General features: G+C 60.6%; 11 protein-coding genes and 1 pseudogene. 9 read left to right on the forward strand and 3 right to left on the reverse strand.

Translation table 11 applies throughout. The features are described from left to right. Window positions 1-18: 18 nt before the first annotated feature. Together BN2475_RS20380 and BN2475_RS20385 are read right to left on the reverse strand one after the other, a co-directional pair. Window positions 19-723, reverse strand: a complete 705-nt coding sequence (locus tag BN2475_RS20380; RefSeq protein WP_245841436.1) for a hypothetical protein — start codon at window positions 721-723, stop codon at window positions 19-21. Between the two features lie 88 nt (window positions 724-811). Next, a complete protein-coding gene (locus tag BN2475_RS20385; protein ID WP_245841438.1) occupies window positions 812-1,333 on the reverse strand; it encodes a YqhA family protein in 522 nt (173 codons plus the stop codon). A gap of 545 nt (window positions 1,334-1,878) precedes the next feature. On the opposite strand from BN2475_RS20385, the gene BN2475_RS20390 reads away from it, so the two are divergent. Both BN2475_RS20390 and BN2475_RS20395 read left to right on the forward strand, forming a co-directional pair. After that, the gene (locus BN2475_RS20390; RefSeq protein ID WP_094781302.1) at window positions 1,879-3,570 is read left to right on the forward strand and encodes a Na/Pi cotransporter family protein; all 1,692 of its coding nucleotides are present in this window, start codon (window positions 1,879-1,881) and stop codon (window positions 3,568-3,570) included. Window positions 3,571-3,886: 316 nt separating this feature from the next. Next, entirely contained in the window at window positions 3,887-4,159 is a 273-nt protein-coding gene (locus tag BN2475_RS20395; protein WP_094781303.1) for a hypothetical protein, read from the forward strand. A 172-nt stretch (window positions 4,160-4,331) separates the two neighbouring features. Here the strand turns inward: BN2475_RS20395 and BN2475_RS20400 are convergent, their stop codons facing one another. Next, window positions 4,332-4,733 carry a DUF3597 domain-containing protein gene (locus tag BN2475_RS20400; RefSeq protein WP_094781304.1) on the reverse strand — a complete coding sequence of 134 codons (402 nt, stop codon included), beginning with the start codon at window positions 4,731-4,733 and terminating at the stop codon, window positions 4,332-4,334. 792 nt (window positions 4,734-5,525) lie between these two features. Between BN2475_RS20400 and BN2475_RS20405 the strand changes: the two genes are divergently transcribed. From BN2475_RS20405 to ligK, 7 genes and pseudogenes are all read left to right on the forward strand, one after another. Continuing rightward, window positions 5,526-7,736, forward strand: coding sequence for a beta-glucosidase (locus BN2475_RS20405; protein WP_094781305.1), 2,211 nt, complete (start codon window positions 5,526-5,528; stop codon window positions 7,734-7,736). A 316-nt stretch (window positions 7,737-8,052) separates the two neighbouring features. After that, window positions 8,053-8,388: pseudogene (locus BN2475_RS20410) on the forward strand (gallate dioxygenase); the annotation flags it as partial. A gap of 42 nt (window positions 8,389-8,430) precedes the next feature. After that, the gene (locus BN2475_RS33715) at window positions 8,431-8,643 is read left to right on the forward strand and encodes a hypothetical protein (RefSeq protein WP_143325830.1); all 213 of its coding nucleotides are present in this window, start codon (window positions 8,431-8,433) and stop codon (window positions 8,641-8,643) included. Window positions 8,644-9,172: 529 nt separating this feature from the next. Continuing rightward, window positions 9,173-10,939, forward strand: a complete 1,767-nt coding sequence (locus tag BN2475_RS20415) for a tannase/feruloyl esterase family alpha/beta hydrolase (protein ID WP_094781306.1) — start codon at window positions 9,173-9,175, stop codon at window positions 10,937-10,939. A gap of 588 nt (window positions 10,940-11,527) precedes the next feature. Beyond that, window positions 11,528-12,886 (forward strand): MFS transporter, encoded by a 1,359-nt coding sequence (locus BN2475_RS20425; RefSeq protein WP_094781308.1) that lies wholly within the window; start codon window positions 11,528-11,530, stop codon window positions 12,884-12,886. Window positions 12,887-12,962: 76 nt separating this feature from the next. Continuing rightward, the gene (locus BN2475_RS20430) at window positions 12,963-13,988 is read left to right on the forward strand and encodes an amidohydrolase family protein (protein WP_094781309.1); all 1,026 of its coding nucleotides are present in this window, start codon (window positions 12,963-12,965) and stop codon (window positions 13,986-13,988) included. 2 nt (window positions 13,989-13,990) lie between these two features. Next, a complete protein-coding gene (gene ligK, locus BN2475_RS20435) occupies window positions 13,991-14,674 on the forward strand; it encodes a 4-carboxy-4-hydroxy-2-oxoadipate aldolase/oxaloacetate decarboxylase (RefSeq protein ID WP_094781310.1) in 684 nt (227 codons plus the stop codon). The last annotated feature ends 5 nt before the right edge of the window (window positions 14,675-14,679 follow it).

A 14,679-nucleotide genomic window follows, 5' to 3' on the forward strand; every position in this document is an offset into this window, starting at 1 on the left:
CGAGAGCTGCGCTCGCGATCAGTCGAGCGCGCACCACCGGCCAGAATCCGGACACACAACGGCCCGTGCGCCGTTCAGCCGGATTTGTTGCGCATCCAGTGGCTCGGCAGTCGGCGCGGCGATATCGAAGGCGATCTCGAGGGCGTGCGCAACGTGGGCATTGTCGATGGGGAGTTCCCAGCTCAGGAAGATCTGGGTCCAATCGTGGTCCGGCGCGAAGTCGCCCACATTGAAACCGCTGCTGTGGCGCTCAATGACGCCATGTGGCTGGCCAGTATCGAATATCACAGCCGTTCCCCGCGTCAGGGGAATTCGATGTCCCGTCGACGGAAAATGCAAGTCCAGACCGCGGTCTTCGCTCAGGAAGAGATTGCAGAAAGCCATGTCGCCGTATTGCTCGCCGTCGTGGTGGTATCTCGCGCCGCGGCAGGCCATGAGCGCCACGTCACTGGACGCAAGCACGCCCGGCAGGCCAAGCTCGCGCGTCCAGTCGCCGATAGCCTGCACACAGCGCGTGTAGTCCGGCCAGCGCGCCCGTGCTCGCGCCAGCGGCATGACCTCGACGTCCCCGATCTCCAGCACCACGTGCGACGACAACTCCCGCTGCCAGTCTGCGAGCAGACGTGCAGGAGGTGCGGGCACTTCGACCGTGCCGGATAGCACGATGTCACTGACACATCGACTGCGGATGGCGTCGCCACTCCAGAAATAGGAAGTCAGCATGTCTCGCATGCGATGCTGTTGAAGAGGGTGGTCCATCTGCGGGATTGTAACGATTCCACGCGCTCATTTCGGCGCTCGGCGGCGAGCCTCATTGCCTGTGTGCGTTGATCTTCGTCAGAAAGAATGCAAGGGCGGCCACGACGAGTGCCAGCGCGCCGCCAAATGCCGCGATGTTGCGCTCACCGTCCCAGGCGACGGCCTCGCGCAGGAACAGCACGGCGAGCACAGCGATGACGACGCTGATCAGATTCCCCTTCAGGTCTTCGAGATTGTCGATTTCCAGCCATTTCGGCAACGGTAGCTTGTCATCGACGAACAGCGAATAGAGACCGATGCTGATAATGTAGACGGCGATCGCGATCAGAAATACATCGACGGCCTCGACTATTCCCACCGCAAATATCTTTACCGACTTGGGCGACAGTGAGCGGTCCTCGACCACACTGAGAGCAGTCAGGAACAGGACGACCGTCTCATACAGAATCAGCGCCAGGGAACCCAGAAACGTCGCGATGACGGGAACGATCATGATGTAGCGGCTGGAAGCCAGGATACGTCGCAGCATCGAAGGAACCTTTCCAGGTAATCCAGGTAAGCGTTGACCGGGCAAGTCGAAGACAGCTCACACTCTGCTTCTGAACGCCGGATAGATGAATTGGGCTCCCTGAGTTGCGTGAGATCGTCTCCAGACTCAACGCATCGCTTAACCACGAGCCACGAGCCACGAGCCACGAGCCACGAGCCACGAGACAGCAGTGCTCGCCCGGCGACTGGCTTCAATTTTATAAGTGAAGCGGCCGCCGTAATCAAGCTGTCGATGCGCTCAATGACCACCTCGCGACGGATGGCTCCGGCGAATCAGCGTGCGAATCGAGTGCGGTGCACACCATCAAAACCGGCCCAGCGCCCGCTCGGCACAGAAACGAACGCTCGTGCTCTCGCCAATCATGCGCGAGCATGGTCTGTTTCCAACCAGGCGTGCGCTTGCCTTGCTTGACCTCGGTCCCGCTCTTGTCCTAGCCTTTTAGGCGTTCGTCCGGGATGCGTATGGACGACCGGGATTCCTTGCAGGCAAGGCGGTAAACGGAAAGGACTGGCAAGCTGTCCGCCGGTCGCTCTTTTCATGCATGCGTATCGTCACAAAGGCACAACGCGATGATTCCTTCTCCTGCGGGAGTAGATCCGGTCGGTCTCAACCTGGTTGAGATATTCGGACTGTTGATCGGTGGCCTTGCCCTTTTCCTTCTCGGCCTGGAGTTCCTGACGGGGGGGCTGAAGGCGATTGCCGGATCGAGACTACAGGCGCTCTTGAGCATGCTGACCGCGAGCCGGATCCGCGGTGTGCTGGCCGGCGCTGCCGTGACAGCGCTGCTGAATTCATCGACCATCACCACGGTGCTGATGGTCGGATTCGTGTCCTCGGGGTTGATGACGTTGGACCAGTCGGTGCCGATGATCATGGGCGCGAATATCGGCTCGACGTTCACTGCGCAAATCATTGCGTTCGACGTCTCGAAGCTCACGCCGTTCATGCTGGCGATCGGCTTTTTGCTGCATGCATTCGGCCCCCGTGAACTGCTGCGGCAGCTTGGCCGTGTGGTCCTTGGGCTGGGTCTGCTGTTTCTGGGCATCCAGGTGATGGGCGACGCGACACGTCCGTTGCGCACGTTTCAGCCGTTCATCGACGCGATGCAGGACATGAAGAACCCGCTGGTCGGCGTCATCGTGGGTGCGGTTTTTACGGCCATCGTGCAAAGCTCCGCGGCCACCCTGGCGATTGTGATCGCGCTGGGAGCTCAAGGCCTGATGCCGCTCGAAGCGGGCATCGCGCTGATTCTGGGCGCGAACATCGGCACCTGCGGAACGGCGCTGCTCGCGGCGATCGGCAAGCCGCCCGAAGCACTCCAGGTGGGCGTGGTGCATCTGGTGTTCAATTTTCTGGGCATCGTGTTCTGGATTTTCTTCATTCCGCAAATGGCGGACCTGGTCCGCTATATTTCACCGTCCCATCCGGAGCTGGAGGGGGTCGCGAGACTGGCGGCCGAAACGCCACGCCAGGTGGCCAATACCCACACGCTCTTCAGTGTGGCAAGCATGCTGATCCTGATCTGGTTCACCGGACCGATCGCGCGGCTCGCGCAGTTCCTCGTGCCGAAGCGGGCGCCGGGGACAAAGCGGGCGGGCGAGCCGCTCTACCTCGACAAATCATCGCTGACCGTGCCTTCGGTCGGACTCGAGCGGGTGCGCATCGAGCTGACGCGGCTGGGTCAGAATGTGCTGGAGACCGTTCGACGCGGCTCACAGTTGTTCTCCACCGGCACCATCGAAGAGATCAATCTTCTGCTGGACCGCGACAAGGAAACCGACCGGCTCGCCTCGGAGATTCTTCACTATTTGGGCCAACTATCGCAGGTGGACCATTCGGAGGATGAAGGCCGGCACATGGTCGGCTTCACGCAGATCGTGTCGAAACTCGAGAGCATCAGCCGCATTGTCGGGACCAATCTGATATCCGCCAGCCAGCAAAGACTGACGCATCAGATCGACCTCGTGCGATTGCGCGACACGGCGACGATGCAATTCACCGACGCCGTGCTGCTTAATCTCGAACAGGCGATTCACACGATCGGTGAGGGCGACGCGAGCGACACGTCCCAGGTCATCGCGGCGAAAGCCGAAATCGACAGGTTGGCGGCGGCGGCGCGTCAGGTCGTGCTTGCCAGGCTTCAATTGGCGGACAAGGCCGACGTGCTGGCTTTCCGGTTGGCGATGGACCTGATCGAGCACGGCCGGCAGATTGCGCAACTCGCGAGGGCCATTGCGAAGAATGTCGAAGAGTTCCGATAGCACAGCGAGCCCTGCGTCGGGCAACAGTGATGCACTGTTGATTCGAGATTTTCTCGTAGCATTTTGCCGAGCAAAAATCATTAGGATAACGATATAGACGGCCGCCATGAACTACGCATATCGGGAAGTATCGATATCGTCATGTATCGCGACAACCACGCGCGGTTGCTCCGCTAGCATGAAAGTTTTGCGGGCGCGACTGGCGGGTGAATTCGACCTTGCGCATTACGCAACGCCCGCGACAAATAAACACACGTCCCGCTCAGAATTTGATAGCCTTTGTCGGGCAGTGCATCGAACTCAAGGAGGGCTGACCATGCTGCGGTGGCTTGCTAATTGGGCTTCACATCACGCTCCCACTCCCGAGAAACAGGCTGAACGTGCGTTAACCAACTTACGCATGGAACTGTTTCAGGCAGAGCAACTTGTGCTGGATGCGCAGCTGCGCGCTGATTACTACCGGGCTCGTTTGACCTTTCTCGAGGAAGTGACGAAGAAAGGTATTGAGCAGGTGTCCGACGAGCGCAAAGGTCCGCAAGAGCCGTTACAGCCATTGAGGCCTGGACTCAAGCTAACCGCGGCTCAATAGCTTCGTTCGGGTAACGTTGGGGCAACGTCAATCGGGGCGTTGACTGCCGGATGCGAAGCGGGATGCAAAGAGGGATACAAAGAGGGATGCAAAGCGGCCACCGCCAGGTGGCCGCTTTGCGTTGCCCGAGCCGTTTGTGTCGGGTCATTCAGGCAGACCTCGCGACGAGCGCCTAACTTGCCAGGTCCGGCGGCAGTTTGCCACCGTTTGCCGCGAGGGCTTGCATCAGCTGCTTGTGCAGCCAGATGTTCATGCTCGCGGAGTCGTTCATGTCGCCGCTGTATTTCAATTCCTGCGCGAGTTGCTTACGATGATCGAGACTGCTGTCGACACCCAGTGCCTTCATCGTGTCGACAATCGAGGTGCGCCAGTTCAATGTTTGTCCGCTTTCGCTCACGAGCTGGTCCATGATCGCCGCGACGTCGACGTCGGTGAGTGGTGCGGGCGCCGCAGATGCGTCGGGTGCGGCAGCTTGCGCGTCAGCCGGATCCGGGGTCGGCTCCGCAGCGGGCGGAGGCTGGTCCGGCTTCGCTTTGCCGAAGAGCTTGTGCACGATGTCGCCGAAGATGCTCATTCTAAAATCTCCGCAAATAGGTTAAGGGCGCAAGCCAACTTCGCTCGCGGGACGTACTTCCAATATCCTACGCGAACCGTATGTCAGCAGCGGGTCGATTTGTTTAGATTAGTTTAAAAACTGATCGGGTGCGAGCAACGCCGGCCGCGCGTCGTGTTGCAGTCCTACATTCGTGCATAGGGAAGCAATGCCGGCACGAACCATGCCGCAAATCGGATGCACGTCTCCTTTAACTGTTTAGCGATGCGATCGGCTGCGCTGCGGCAGCGTACTCAGTGCTAGATCTCTGGTTTGGCACGACATTTTGACATTCGAACGAGACATCTAATCATTCGGAATGCTAACCGCTTCATCGAACAATCGCGTGGACGAAACTGCTGACTTGTTTGGCGATCAGCATGGTCGAGTTGATATCTTCGGTGCGGCATGTCGATGGTGAGGGTGATGAGGTATCCATATCTAAAACTAATATTCAATCTATTAGAAATGCTAAACAAATGAATCATGACGCATTGAATAGCGTTAATTCCCGATATATTGAACATGTAGACGCTATTCAGCATAAAAGAGTGGTGTACTAGTAGAACTACTGATGCTGTAGTCAGACTACATTCCTACATTAAACAGCACGGAGATTCGCTAAACGCTAATCCGGCTGATCCGATTCTCCCGCTGGCAGGCACACGTGCTCGCAGTCACCCTGCGTCGTGGGCCTTCGCATCCGCAGTGAACCCCATCCGACGCGCTCCGCTTTTTCGGCGTCCCCCAAAGTAGAATTTCGGAGAGACAGATATGCAGATGAAATTATGGCCGGCCGTCGCATTAGCGACGGCCGTATGCGTTGCCGCCCATGCGGAAGTTCCCGACTTTCCACTCGATTTCTCGCTCACTTCAACTGCCGTGAATGCGTTCGGGGCAGCTGCTGCGCATCAGCGCGCCGGCTCCCTCGTCAGCAAGATGACGCTCGACGAAAAGCTCCAGTTCATTCATTCGGAATACGCAATGTCCAGTGTGCCCGGCGGCGGCGCGGGCTACATTCAAGGCGTGTCGCGTCTGAACATTCCTGATCTGAATATGGTCGACTCCGCGACGGGCTCTGGCAGCACTTCGCAGGCGAGCACGACTTTCCCCGCAACTATCGCGCTTGCGGCGAGCTGGGATCGACGGCTGTCCACCGAATTCGGCAAGCAGGTCGCGATACAGCTGCGGGCGCAGGGCTTCGCAATGGGACTGGGTGGCGGCACGAATCTCGCACGCGAGCCGCGCGGCGGTCGGCTATTCGAGTATCTCGGCGAGGATCCGGTGCTCGCCGGTGAGATGCTCGCCGAGCGCACCGACGGCACGCAGCGTCAGAAGGTCATCGCAACGATCAAGCACTATGCCGGCAATGAGCAGGAACACAATCGAGGGGGCGGCAACAGTCAGATCGACGAGCGCACATTGCGCGAAATCTATCTGTTGCCATTTGAAATTGCCGCGAGGAGTGCACAACCGGGCAACGTGATGTGCAGCTATAACCGGCTCAACGGCGACTACGCGTGCGAGAACGCGCACCTGCTCAACGACGTGCTGAAGAACGACTGGCGCTTCGAAGGCCAGGTCCAGTCGGACTGGGGCGCGGCGCACAGCACGGCGAAGGCGATCAATGCCGGCCTCGATGAGGAAGAAGACGTTGGCTCGACCGTCTATCTGACGCCGGCCGCGGTCAAACAGGCGATCGCGAACGGCTCGGTGTCGACCGCGCGGCTCGATGACATGGTGCGACGCAAGTTGTACGTGATGATCCGCACCGGTGTGATGGACGATCCGCCGAAGGCCAGTACGATCGACTTCGCTGGCGCGAACGTATTTACGCAGGCAGTCGCTGAGCAATCGATGGTACTCCTGAAGAATGACAACAATCAGTTACCGCTCTCCGCCGCTTCGCTTTCGCGGATCGCGGTAATCGGCGGACACGCTGATGCGGCCGTGCTGACGGGCGGCGGCTCGGGCAATACGCGCGATCCGGTCACTGGATCATTCGCGGGTTGCGGCGGCTTGACGTTCGGCACGTCGACGGGGTGCAGCTGGTGGACCAATCCGTGGTTGAAGCTGAACGTGCCGATTGTTTCGGCGATCCATGCGCTCGCGCCGGCGGCGCAGGTGAGCTTCGCCGGCAACAGCGATCAGCAGACGCCATTCCGTGCGTACACGCAGCAGGAGATCGACCAGGCGGCGGCACTCGCGGGTCGCTCGGACGTCGCGGTGGTCGTTGTCGCACAGCCCGCCGGGGAAGACTTCGGCGATCTGCAAAGCCTGAGCCTCGCGAATCCGTCGAATCAGGACGCGCTTGTCGAAGCGGTGGCGAACGCCAATCCGCGTACGATCGTCATCGTGGAAAGCGGCAATCCGGTGCTGATGCCGTGGAAGGATCGCGTGGCCGCGATCGTCGAAGCGTGGTATCCGGGCGAAGGCGGCGGCAAGGCGATTGCGGACGTGCTGTTCGGCAAGGTCAATCCGTCTGGCAAGTTGCCCGTCACGTTCCCGATGCACGATCAGGACACGCCGACCTGGGGGCAAAATGGCGCGTTCGAGCCGGACCCGGTCTACGCGGAAAAACTGGACATGGGCTACCGCTGGTATGACGCAAAGAACATCGCGCCGATGTTCGAGTTCGGCTATGGGCTGTCGTACACGCACTTCGCCTACTCGGGGCTTTCCGTCATTCATCGCCCTGACGGCGCGATCGACGTGTTGTTCAACGTGCGCAACGATGGCCGCGTGGCCGGCGCGGAAGTACCGCAGGTGTACCTCGGCGTGCCGTATAGCGGCGAGCCGCCGCGACGTCTCGTCGGCTGGGAGAAGGTCGGTCTGAACCCCGGCGAAGCTCGCCGCGTGCGCATTACGATCCCCCAGCGCATGCAGAGCGTATGGGACACGTCGCGCAATAACTGGCGGTATGTGCCGGGCGGGACCGTGTATGTCGGGGCGTCGTCGCGCGATATCCGGCTCCAGGGAAGCTAGGTCGTAGGCTCATCATGCATCCGGGCGCGGAACGTTCCGCGCCCGTAAAAATCGAATCACGCCAATCGAACGCCCGATAAATAAAACAGAAAGCTGTTCGCGCTATTTCGCAACGCGGTTGGAAATACAGATAGCGCTGGATCAATTCCGATGTCTTGCGCTTATGGCAAGATTTCCGGACGGAGTCGGGTAGTGAATGACCGCGCATGGCCGCGGCGGAAATTCGCCTGTCGATTTGCGCTGTTCCGCTCCCGCTTCGATCAGCCGGCACGCAACGCTGCCGGTTCAACAGGCTTCTGAAGGAGCATCGCATGGCAATTACCTGCATCGAATGGTGGAGCCGGATCACCGTGAGGCGTTCGTTCGTGATCCCGAGGCCAGCTTCGAGGCGGCCGGATTGTCCGACGAGGAACGCGATCTGATCCGCCGTCGCGATTGGCGCAGGCTGCTGCATTACGGTGTGATTTTCTTCATGCTCGAAAAACTCGGCGCGGTGGTCGGCGTGTCGAATTTGCATATTTACGCCGCGATGCGCGGCGAAACACTGGAAGCGTTCCAGCGCACCCGAAACGCGCCGGGCGCGCTGTATTCGGTGGCTGGAAAATCCGCCGGGAAGCTTGATTGGGACAGTGCGGAGAAAGGAAACAACTGATACGTGGGTCGGGCGCTTCATATCAATGTTGCGCCGATCCTCATGACCAATCAGGTCATTGCCGCTTTTTCTTCTAATGCCGGGCGAATACAGCGCGCACTACTGCAGGCCGGGCTGGATGCGATAGCGCGGCATAGCCTGCCAATTGCGCTGTCCATTCAGCGCATTTCAATTTCTTTCTTTCCCCATCTAAAAAAATTATTGCGTGTGGTCACGCGGTCTGCTGCACGCCGTGGGATCCGGACTCTGGCGTGACGCGCAAGCCCTGATGCGGCGGGCGTTTGAGCGGAAATGGTCGGGCTCGGATGTCATTGTCAATGCATTGCGGACGCGGTCGCATTCATGTTGTTCTGGTTAACCCCCAATTCCGCGCTATTGCCTGCCCGGATAACTTCGCGTCAAAACTCAGTGAACGCGATTACATGCCACATCACTCCGGCATTAGATGAACGAGCTGCCTTTCGAGGCTACGCGTTGTTCGCGGCATCTATTCAGGGAAGAGCAGACATGATTCCAGAGAGCCACCCATTCACGCAATTTAGATATCCGAAATAAGGTGGAGTGATCCTGCCGGAGAAGCATCGTGTGCCGCGACCCATTTGATCGCGGGCTCCGCCGTGCGTAGCCGCATGTACATGTCACGTTATGTCGAACGCTTGCGAAGCAACAATCATGTGGATGATCTGAAGAGACAATTTCCAGAAGCGAACTATTAAAAGAGGAGCTGTGAATTCATGAAGATGAGTCTGATGATCAATAAAGAAACCAAAGCGGGAGGCGAGGCATGAACGCTCTGCATCCCCGTGGACTGCTCGCGCGCACCCATGCGCGCACGGCGTCACTGCTGACGCTGCTCGCCATGTGCGTGACGGCCGCGATTGTCGCTGCGTGCGGAAGCGGCAGTGGCGGTGGTCTCACCTACGTCCCCCTGGCCGTCGTCAGCCCGGTTGTCGATTGCTCCAAACTGGCGTCGATCGACATCACCGACATCGGTGGCGCGGGCAGTTCGATCACATCGGCTACTGTCACCACCGCCACCGTCAACGGCGCCAGCGTCAACTTCTGCACAGTGAAGGGCACGCTCGCACCGTCGAACACTTTCGAGGTCGCGCTGCCCGTCAGCACATGGACGCAACGATTCGCGGAACTCGGCTGCGGTGGCCTGTGCGGCCATCTGAGCGATCCCACCCAGCAAAGCTCGTTCAGCTTCACCTACACTTGCCCGCTGGTGCAGCAAGGCGGCCTCGTGACGGCGGCGACGGACATGGGTCACTCGGGCAGCGACTCGAGCTGGACCACGGACCCGCAAAAGCAGGCTGATTTCGCCTACCGTGGCCAGCACATCACGACGCTCGCGGCGAAGAAGCTGATCAAGGCTTACTACGGGCAGACGCAGCGGTATTCGTATTTCGTCGGTTGCTCGGACGGCGGCCGCGAAGCCCTGATGGCCGCGCAGCGCTACCCGACCGACTACAACGGCATCATCGCTGGCGCTCCGGCCGCTCACTTCCAGATCCAGAACTCGCTGTTTCACGGCTGGAGCGTGAAGTCGAACAGCACCACCGGCGACAGCACGGGCTATGCCGTGCTCTATGCCGACAAGGCCAAGCTGCTGCACACGGCTGTGGTTGCCGCATGTGGTGGCCAAACTGGCGTGCCCGACGGCCTGTTGACTGATCCGCGCATCTGTCATTTCGACCCGGCAACGATCCAGTGCGCGAGCGGTGCGACGAGCACCAGCAACTGCCTGACCGCGGCCGAAGTCGCCACCGCCACCAAGATCTACAGCGGCCCGGCGGATGCCACCACCGGTGAGCGCATGCTGGGCGGTTCGCCGCAATATGGTTCCGAAGCCAACTGGATCGGCGTCGAAGTGCCGACGACGAACTCGACGGACACGCCCGCGCCTGTGACATCGGGTCTGTTCAGCTACTCGATCGTGACTGGCGCATACAACCTGATCTTCACGGGTTCGCCGAGCATGCCGACCATCGATACCTTCGGCTACCAGGACGCGAGCTTCTATCCCACGTTCCTGAAGGCGAACCACCCGCTCAACGACGCGACCAACCCCGACCTGTCCGCATTCCAGGCCGCCGGCGGCAAGCTGATCCTGTGGCACGGCTGGGCTGACCAGCACATCTCGCCGCTCTTCACGATCGCTTACTACGAGGCCATGCAGTCCACGATGGGCTCATCGATCGTGAGCGACTTCGCGCGACTGTACGTCGTGCCCGGCGTTGGCCACTGCGGCGGCGGTGAAGGCTTCCCGAACATCGACCTGGTGTCGCAGATCACCGGCTGGGTCGAGCAAGCCAAGGTGCCGAATGCGGTCATGACGTACCAGACCGATTCGTCGAGCAACGTGACTGCATCGCGTCCCGTCTACCCGTATCCGGCGGTGGCCAGGTTCACCGGTTCCGGCGACTGGCACGATGGCGCGAACTACACCCAGGGCGCACCGCTGTACACCGCGGCGGCGTCTGCATGGGCCGGTTCGAGCTTCTACACGCCCTACACCGCGAAGACGCAGGGGGTCGCCGCGCCCTGAGCAGGTCTCCTAACCAGGTCTCCTAACCAGGTTTCCTGAGCAGGTTTCGTGATTCAATCAATGGGCCGGCCCCGCAGGGCTGGCCTGTTCCCGGGCGGAATTGCCGTGACAACGGCACTTCCGCTTTTTCTTTTTCCGATCTTGCGGTGCGCCGTCGTGTTCATCGCATTGCTCGGGCACAAGTTGGGGATTTCGAAGCCTGGCAAAAGCGGCAGCTTGCGCGCCTCTTCTATGCGACTTCATTCCCGTGTCATCTGATCTGTTTATGAGGATGCATTCCGGCGGACCTTCGCCAAGGCCGCTTTCAGCGCCATCGCATTTGCCTCCGAGCCTTATCCAGTGGGCCTCATCGGGAATATACCGAGCACCCGCTGCGCTATGCGGAACACAAAAATCCAGCTACTTTCCCTGCGCATGTGGTTAACCCGTACTTTTGGACTGAGAGAGCGAACCGCTACCTTTCGGACGAGTTACTTGAGGAAGGTATGCGAGACGCCATCGACATAACGGGTGGCGCAATCAACGGGAGCGCGGAGCCAGCGGCTTCGGACGCGCGAGAAGACCAGCGCAGGAGACAGGAGAAATCTGATGAGTGGAACGACGAGCAGTAAGAGGATCGATATCAAGGCGTTCATCGACGAACGGCCGATCTCGGCCTACCAGTGGTTACTGGTGGCGCTGTGTTTTCTGATCGTGATGGCGGACGGTATGGACGTCGCCATCATGGGGTTCGTCGCGCCTTCGATCATTCACGACTGGGGCATCTCGCGACCCGCGTTCGGGCTCGTGATGAGTGCGGCGCCAATCGGCCTCGTGATCGGTGCGCTGACGGCAGGTCCGGCATCGGATCGCATCGGGCGCAAGTGGGTGCTGATTACCTCGGTGTTTCTATTCGGCGTGTTCACGATCGGCACCGCCTTCACCGACTCGCCCGCGGCCATGGCGTTGCTGCGACTGCTGACGGGTATTGGCCTCGGCGCCGCGATGCCGAATTCGACGACGCTGCTGTCCGAGTACGCGCCGCAGCGCAAGCGTGCATTACTGATCACCGTCATGTTCACGGGCTTTAACCTCGGTTCGGCGCTGATCGGCTTCGCTGCCGGCTGGCTGATTCCGATCCATGGCTGGCGCGCAGTGCTGATTTTCGGCGGCGCGCTGCCGTTGGTGTTGATCCCGTTCCAGATCTGGCTGCTGCCGGAGTCGGCTCGTTTGCTGGCAGTGCGCGGCGCACCGGCCCAGCGCATCGGCGCGGTTCTCGGCCGCGTGTGCGGCGCACGCTTTGCGGGCGACGAGGTGTTCGTCTCCAGCGAGCCGGCGCTGCCGACCCGCAAGCCGATCGGCGTGCTGTTCTCGCAAGGCTACGGCTCGATGACCATCGCGCTGTGGGTCACCTATTTCATGGGCCTGCTGGTGATCTATCTGCTGACCGGCTGGCTGCCCACGCTGATGAAGGATGCTGGGCTGACCGTGACCGCGGCCGCCAACATCACGGCGATGTTCCAGATCGGCGGCACGATCGGCGCGGTCCTGGTCGGCTGGGTGATGGACAAGACCCGTCCGGCGCCGGTGATCAGCGCGGCCTACCTGGGCGGCGGTCTGTGCGTGCTCGCATTGGGGTATATCGGCGCGATGTCTTCGTCGCTGGCGCTGCTGGTGTTCGCCGCGGGCTTCTGCATGAGCGGCGCGCAGACTGGTCTGAACGCGTATGCACCCGGCCGTTATCCGACGGTGGCGCGTGCCACCGGCGTGAGCTGGATGCTCGGCATGGGCCGCTTTGGCAGCATCTTCGGGGCGGCCATCGGTGGCGCATTGCTCGGCTTGGGCTGGCAATTCGGCGCGATTCTCGCGATGCTGGCAGTCCCTGCCACACTGGCTGCGATCGCTATTGTCGTGAGTCAGCGCGTGAACGCCGCCGAAGTGGCGGCAAGCCCGAATACCGCGCAATAAGGAACGTGGCGGGAACGCGGCGCGTGCGAGTCTCGTCGCCGCGCCGCGGGTCAAATCAATTTTCTGAGGAATCACGGTGATCATCGACATTCACGGCCACTACACCACCGCGCCAAAAGCGCTGGAGACGTGGCGCAACCTCCAGATCGCGGGCATCAAGAATCCGTCCGAGATGCCCAAGGCGTCGGAATTGCAGATCAGCGATGATGAGCTGCGCGAATCGATCGAGACGAACCAGTTGAAGCTCATGCGCGAACGCGGCCTCGATCTGACAATCTTCAGTCCGCGTGCGAGCTTCATGGCGCATCACATCGGCGATGCGCAGATCTCCAGCACCTGGGCCGCGATTTGCAACGAGCTGTGCTACCGGGTGAGCCAACTGTTTCCCGATCACTTCGTGCCGGCCGCGATGTTGCCGCAAAGCCCGGGCGTGGACACCGCCACGTGTATTCCGGAATTGGTCAAATGCGTCGAGCAGTACGGCAACGTGGCGATCAATCTGAATCCCGATCCGTCGGGTGGCCACTGGACCAGCCCGCCGCTGTCCGACCGCTACTGGTACCCGATCTACGAGAAGATGGTCGAGTACGACATTCCCGCGATGGTTCACGTGAGCACGAGCTGCAACGCGTGCTTCCACACCACCGGGTCGCACTATCTGAACGCGGATACGACCGCCTTCATGCAATGCCTGACATCGGATCTGTTCCGCGACTTTCCGACCTTGCGTTTCGTGATTCCGCATGGCGGCGGCGCGGTGCCGTATCACTGGGGGCGCTTTCGCGGACTCGCGCAGGAGTTGAAAAAGCCGTTGCTGAAGGATCATCTGCTCAACAACATCTTCTTCGATACCTGTGTCTATCATCAACCGGGTATCGATCTGCTGACGCGCGTGATCCCCGTCGACAACATTCTGTTCGCGAGCGAAATGATCGGCGCGGTGCGTGGCATCGATCCGGAAACCGGCCACTATTTCGACGATACGAAGCGCTATATCGAAGCCGCGCACGTCGATGCCGAGGAACGGCACAAGATTTACGAAGGAAATGCGCGACGTGTCTATCCGCGCCTGGATGCATTGCTTAAATCGAAGGGGCAGTAATCATGTATGAACTTGGTGTCGTCTATCGCAACATCCAGCGCGCCGACGTTGACGTCGCCGCGAAACTCGGTGTACTCGGCTCGGCGACCGTGCATGAGGCGATGGGCCGCACGGGCCTGCTAAAGCCGTATATGCGGCCCATTTATGTCGGAGCGCGCGCCAGCGGCGCGGCGGTCACAGTGCTGCTGCAGCCGGGCGACAACTGGATGCTGCACGTCGCGGCCGAGCAGATCAAACCGGGCGATGTGGTCGTGGCCGCGGTCACCGCGGACTGCACGGATGGCTATTTCGGCGACCTGCTGGCGACGAGCTTCAAGGCGCGCGGCGCGCATGCGTTGATCATCGACGCGGGCGTTCGTGACGTGAGCGTGCTGACGGAGATGAACTTCCCGGTCTGGAGCAAGGCGATTTCCGCGAAGGGAACCGTCAAGGCGACGCTCGGTTCGGTGAACATCCCCGTGGTGTGCGCGGGTGCGCTGGTCACGCCAGGCGATGTGGTGGTCGCGGACGACGACGGCATCGTCGTGGTGCCCGCGGCGGCGGCGCAGTCGGTACTCGAAAAAGCGGCCGCACGCGAAGCGAACGAAGGCGAGAAGCGTGCGAAGCTGGCCACCGGCGTGCTGGGCCTGGATATGTACAACATGCGTGGGCAGCTGGAACAGGCTGGACTGCGCTACAAAGATTGATCGAG

Source organism: Paraburkholderia ribeironis (assembly GCF_900019265.1).
Lineage (GTDB): Bacteria > Pseudomonadota > Gammaproteobacteria > Burkholderiales > Burkholderiaceae > Paraburkholderia > Paraburkholderia ribeironis.

What these genes read in the sequence shown, in the direction of transcription:
- BN2475_RS20380 (WP_245841436.1), bottom strand. Translation starts at nt 723, where the DNA reads ATGCTGACTTCCTATTTCTGGAGTGGCGACGCCATCCGCAGTCGATGT.
- BN2475_RS20390 (WP_094781302.1), top strand. Translation starts at nt 1,879, where the DNA reads ATGATTCCTTCTCCTGCGGGAGTAGATCCGGTCGGTCTCAACCTGGTT.
- BN2475_RS20395 (WP_094781303.1), top strand. Translation starts at nt 3,887, where the DNA reads ATGCTGCGGTGGCTTGCTAATTGGGCTTCACATCACGCTCCCACTCCC.
- BN2475_RS20400 (WP_094781304.1), bottom strand. Translation starts at nt 4,733, where the DNA reads ATGAGCATCTTCGGCGACATCGTGCACAAGCTCTTCGGCAAAGCGAAG.
- BN2475_RS20405 (WP_094781305.1), top strand. Translation starts at nt 5,526, where the DNA reads ATGCAGATGAAATTATGGCCGGCCGTCGCATTAGCGACGGCCGTATGC.
- BN2475_RS33715 (WP_143325830.1), top strand. Translation starts at nt 8,431, where the DNA reads ATGACCAATCAGGTCATTGCCGCTTTTTCTTCTAATGCCGGGCGAATA.
- BN2475_RS20415 (WP_094781306.1), top strand. Translation starts at nt 9,173, where the DNA reads ATGAACGCTCTGCATCCCCGTGGACTGCTCGCGCGCACCCATGCGCGC.
- BN2475_RS20425 (WP_094781308.1), top strand. Translation starts at nt 11,528, where the DNA reads ATGAGTGGAACGACGAGCAGTAAGAGGATCGATATCAAGGCGTTCATC.
- ligK (WP_094781310.1), top strand. Translation starts at nt 13,991, where the DNA reads ATGTATGAACTTGGTGTCGTCTATCGCAACATCCAGCGCGCCGACGTT.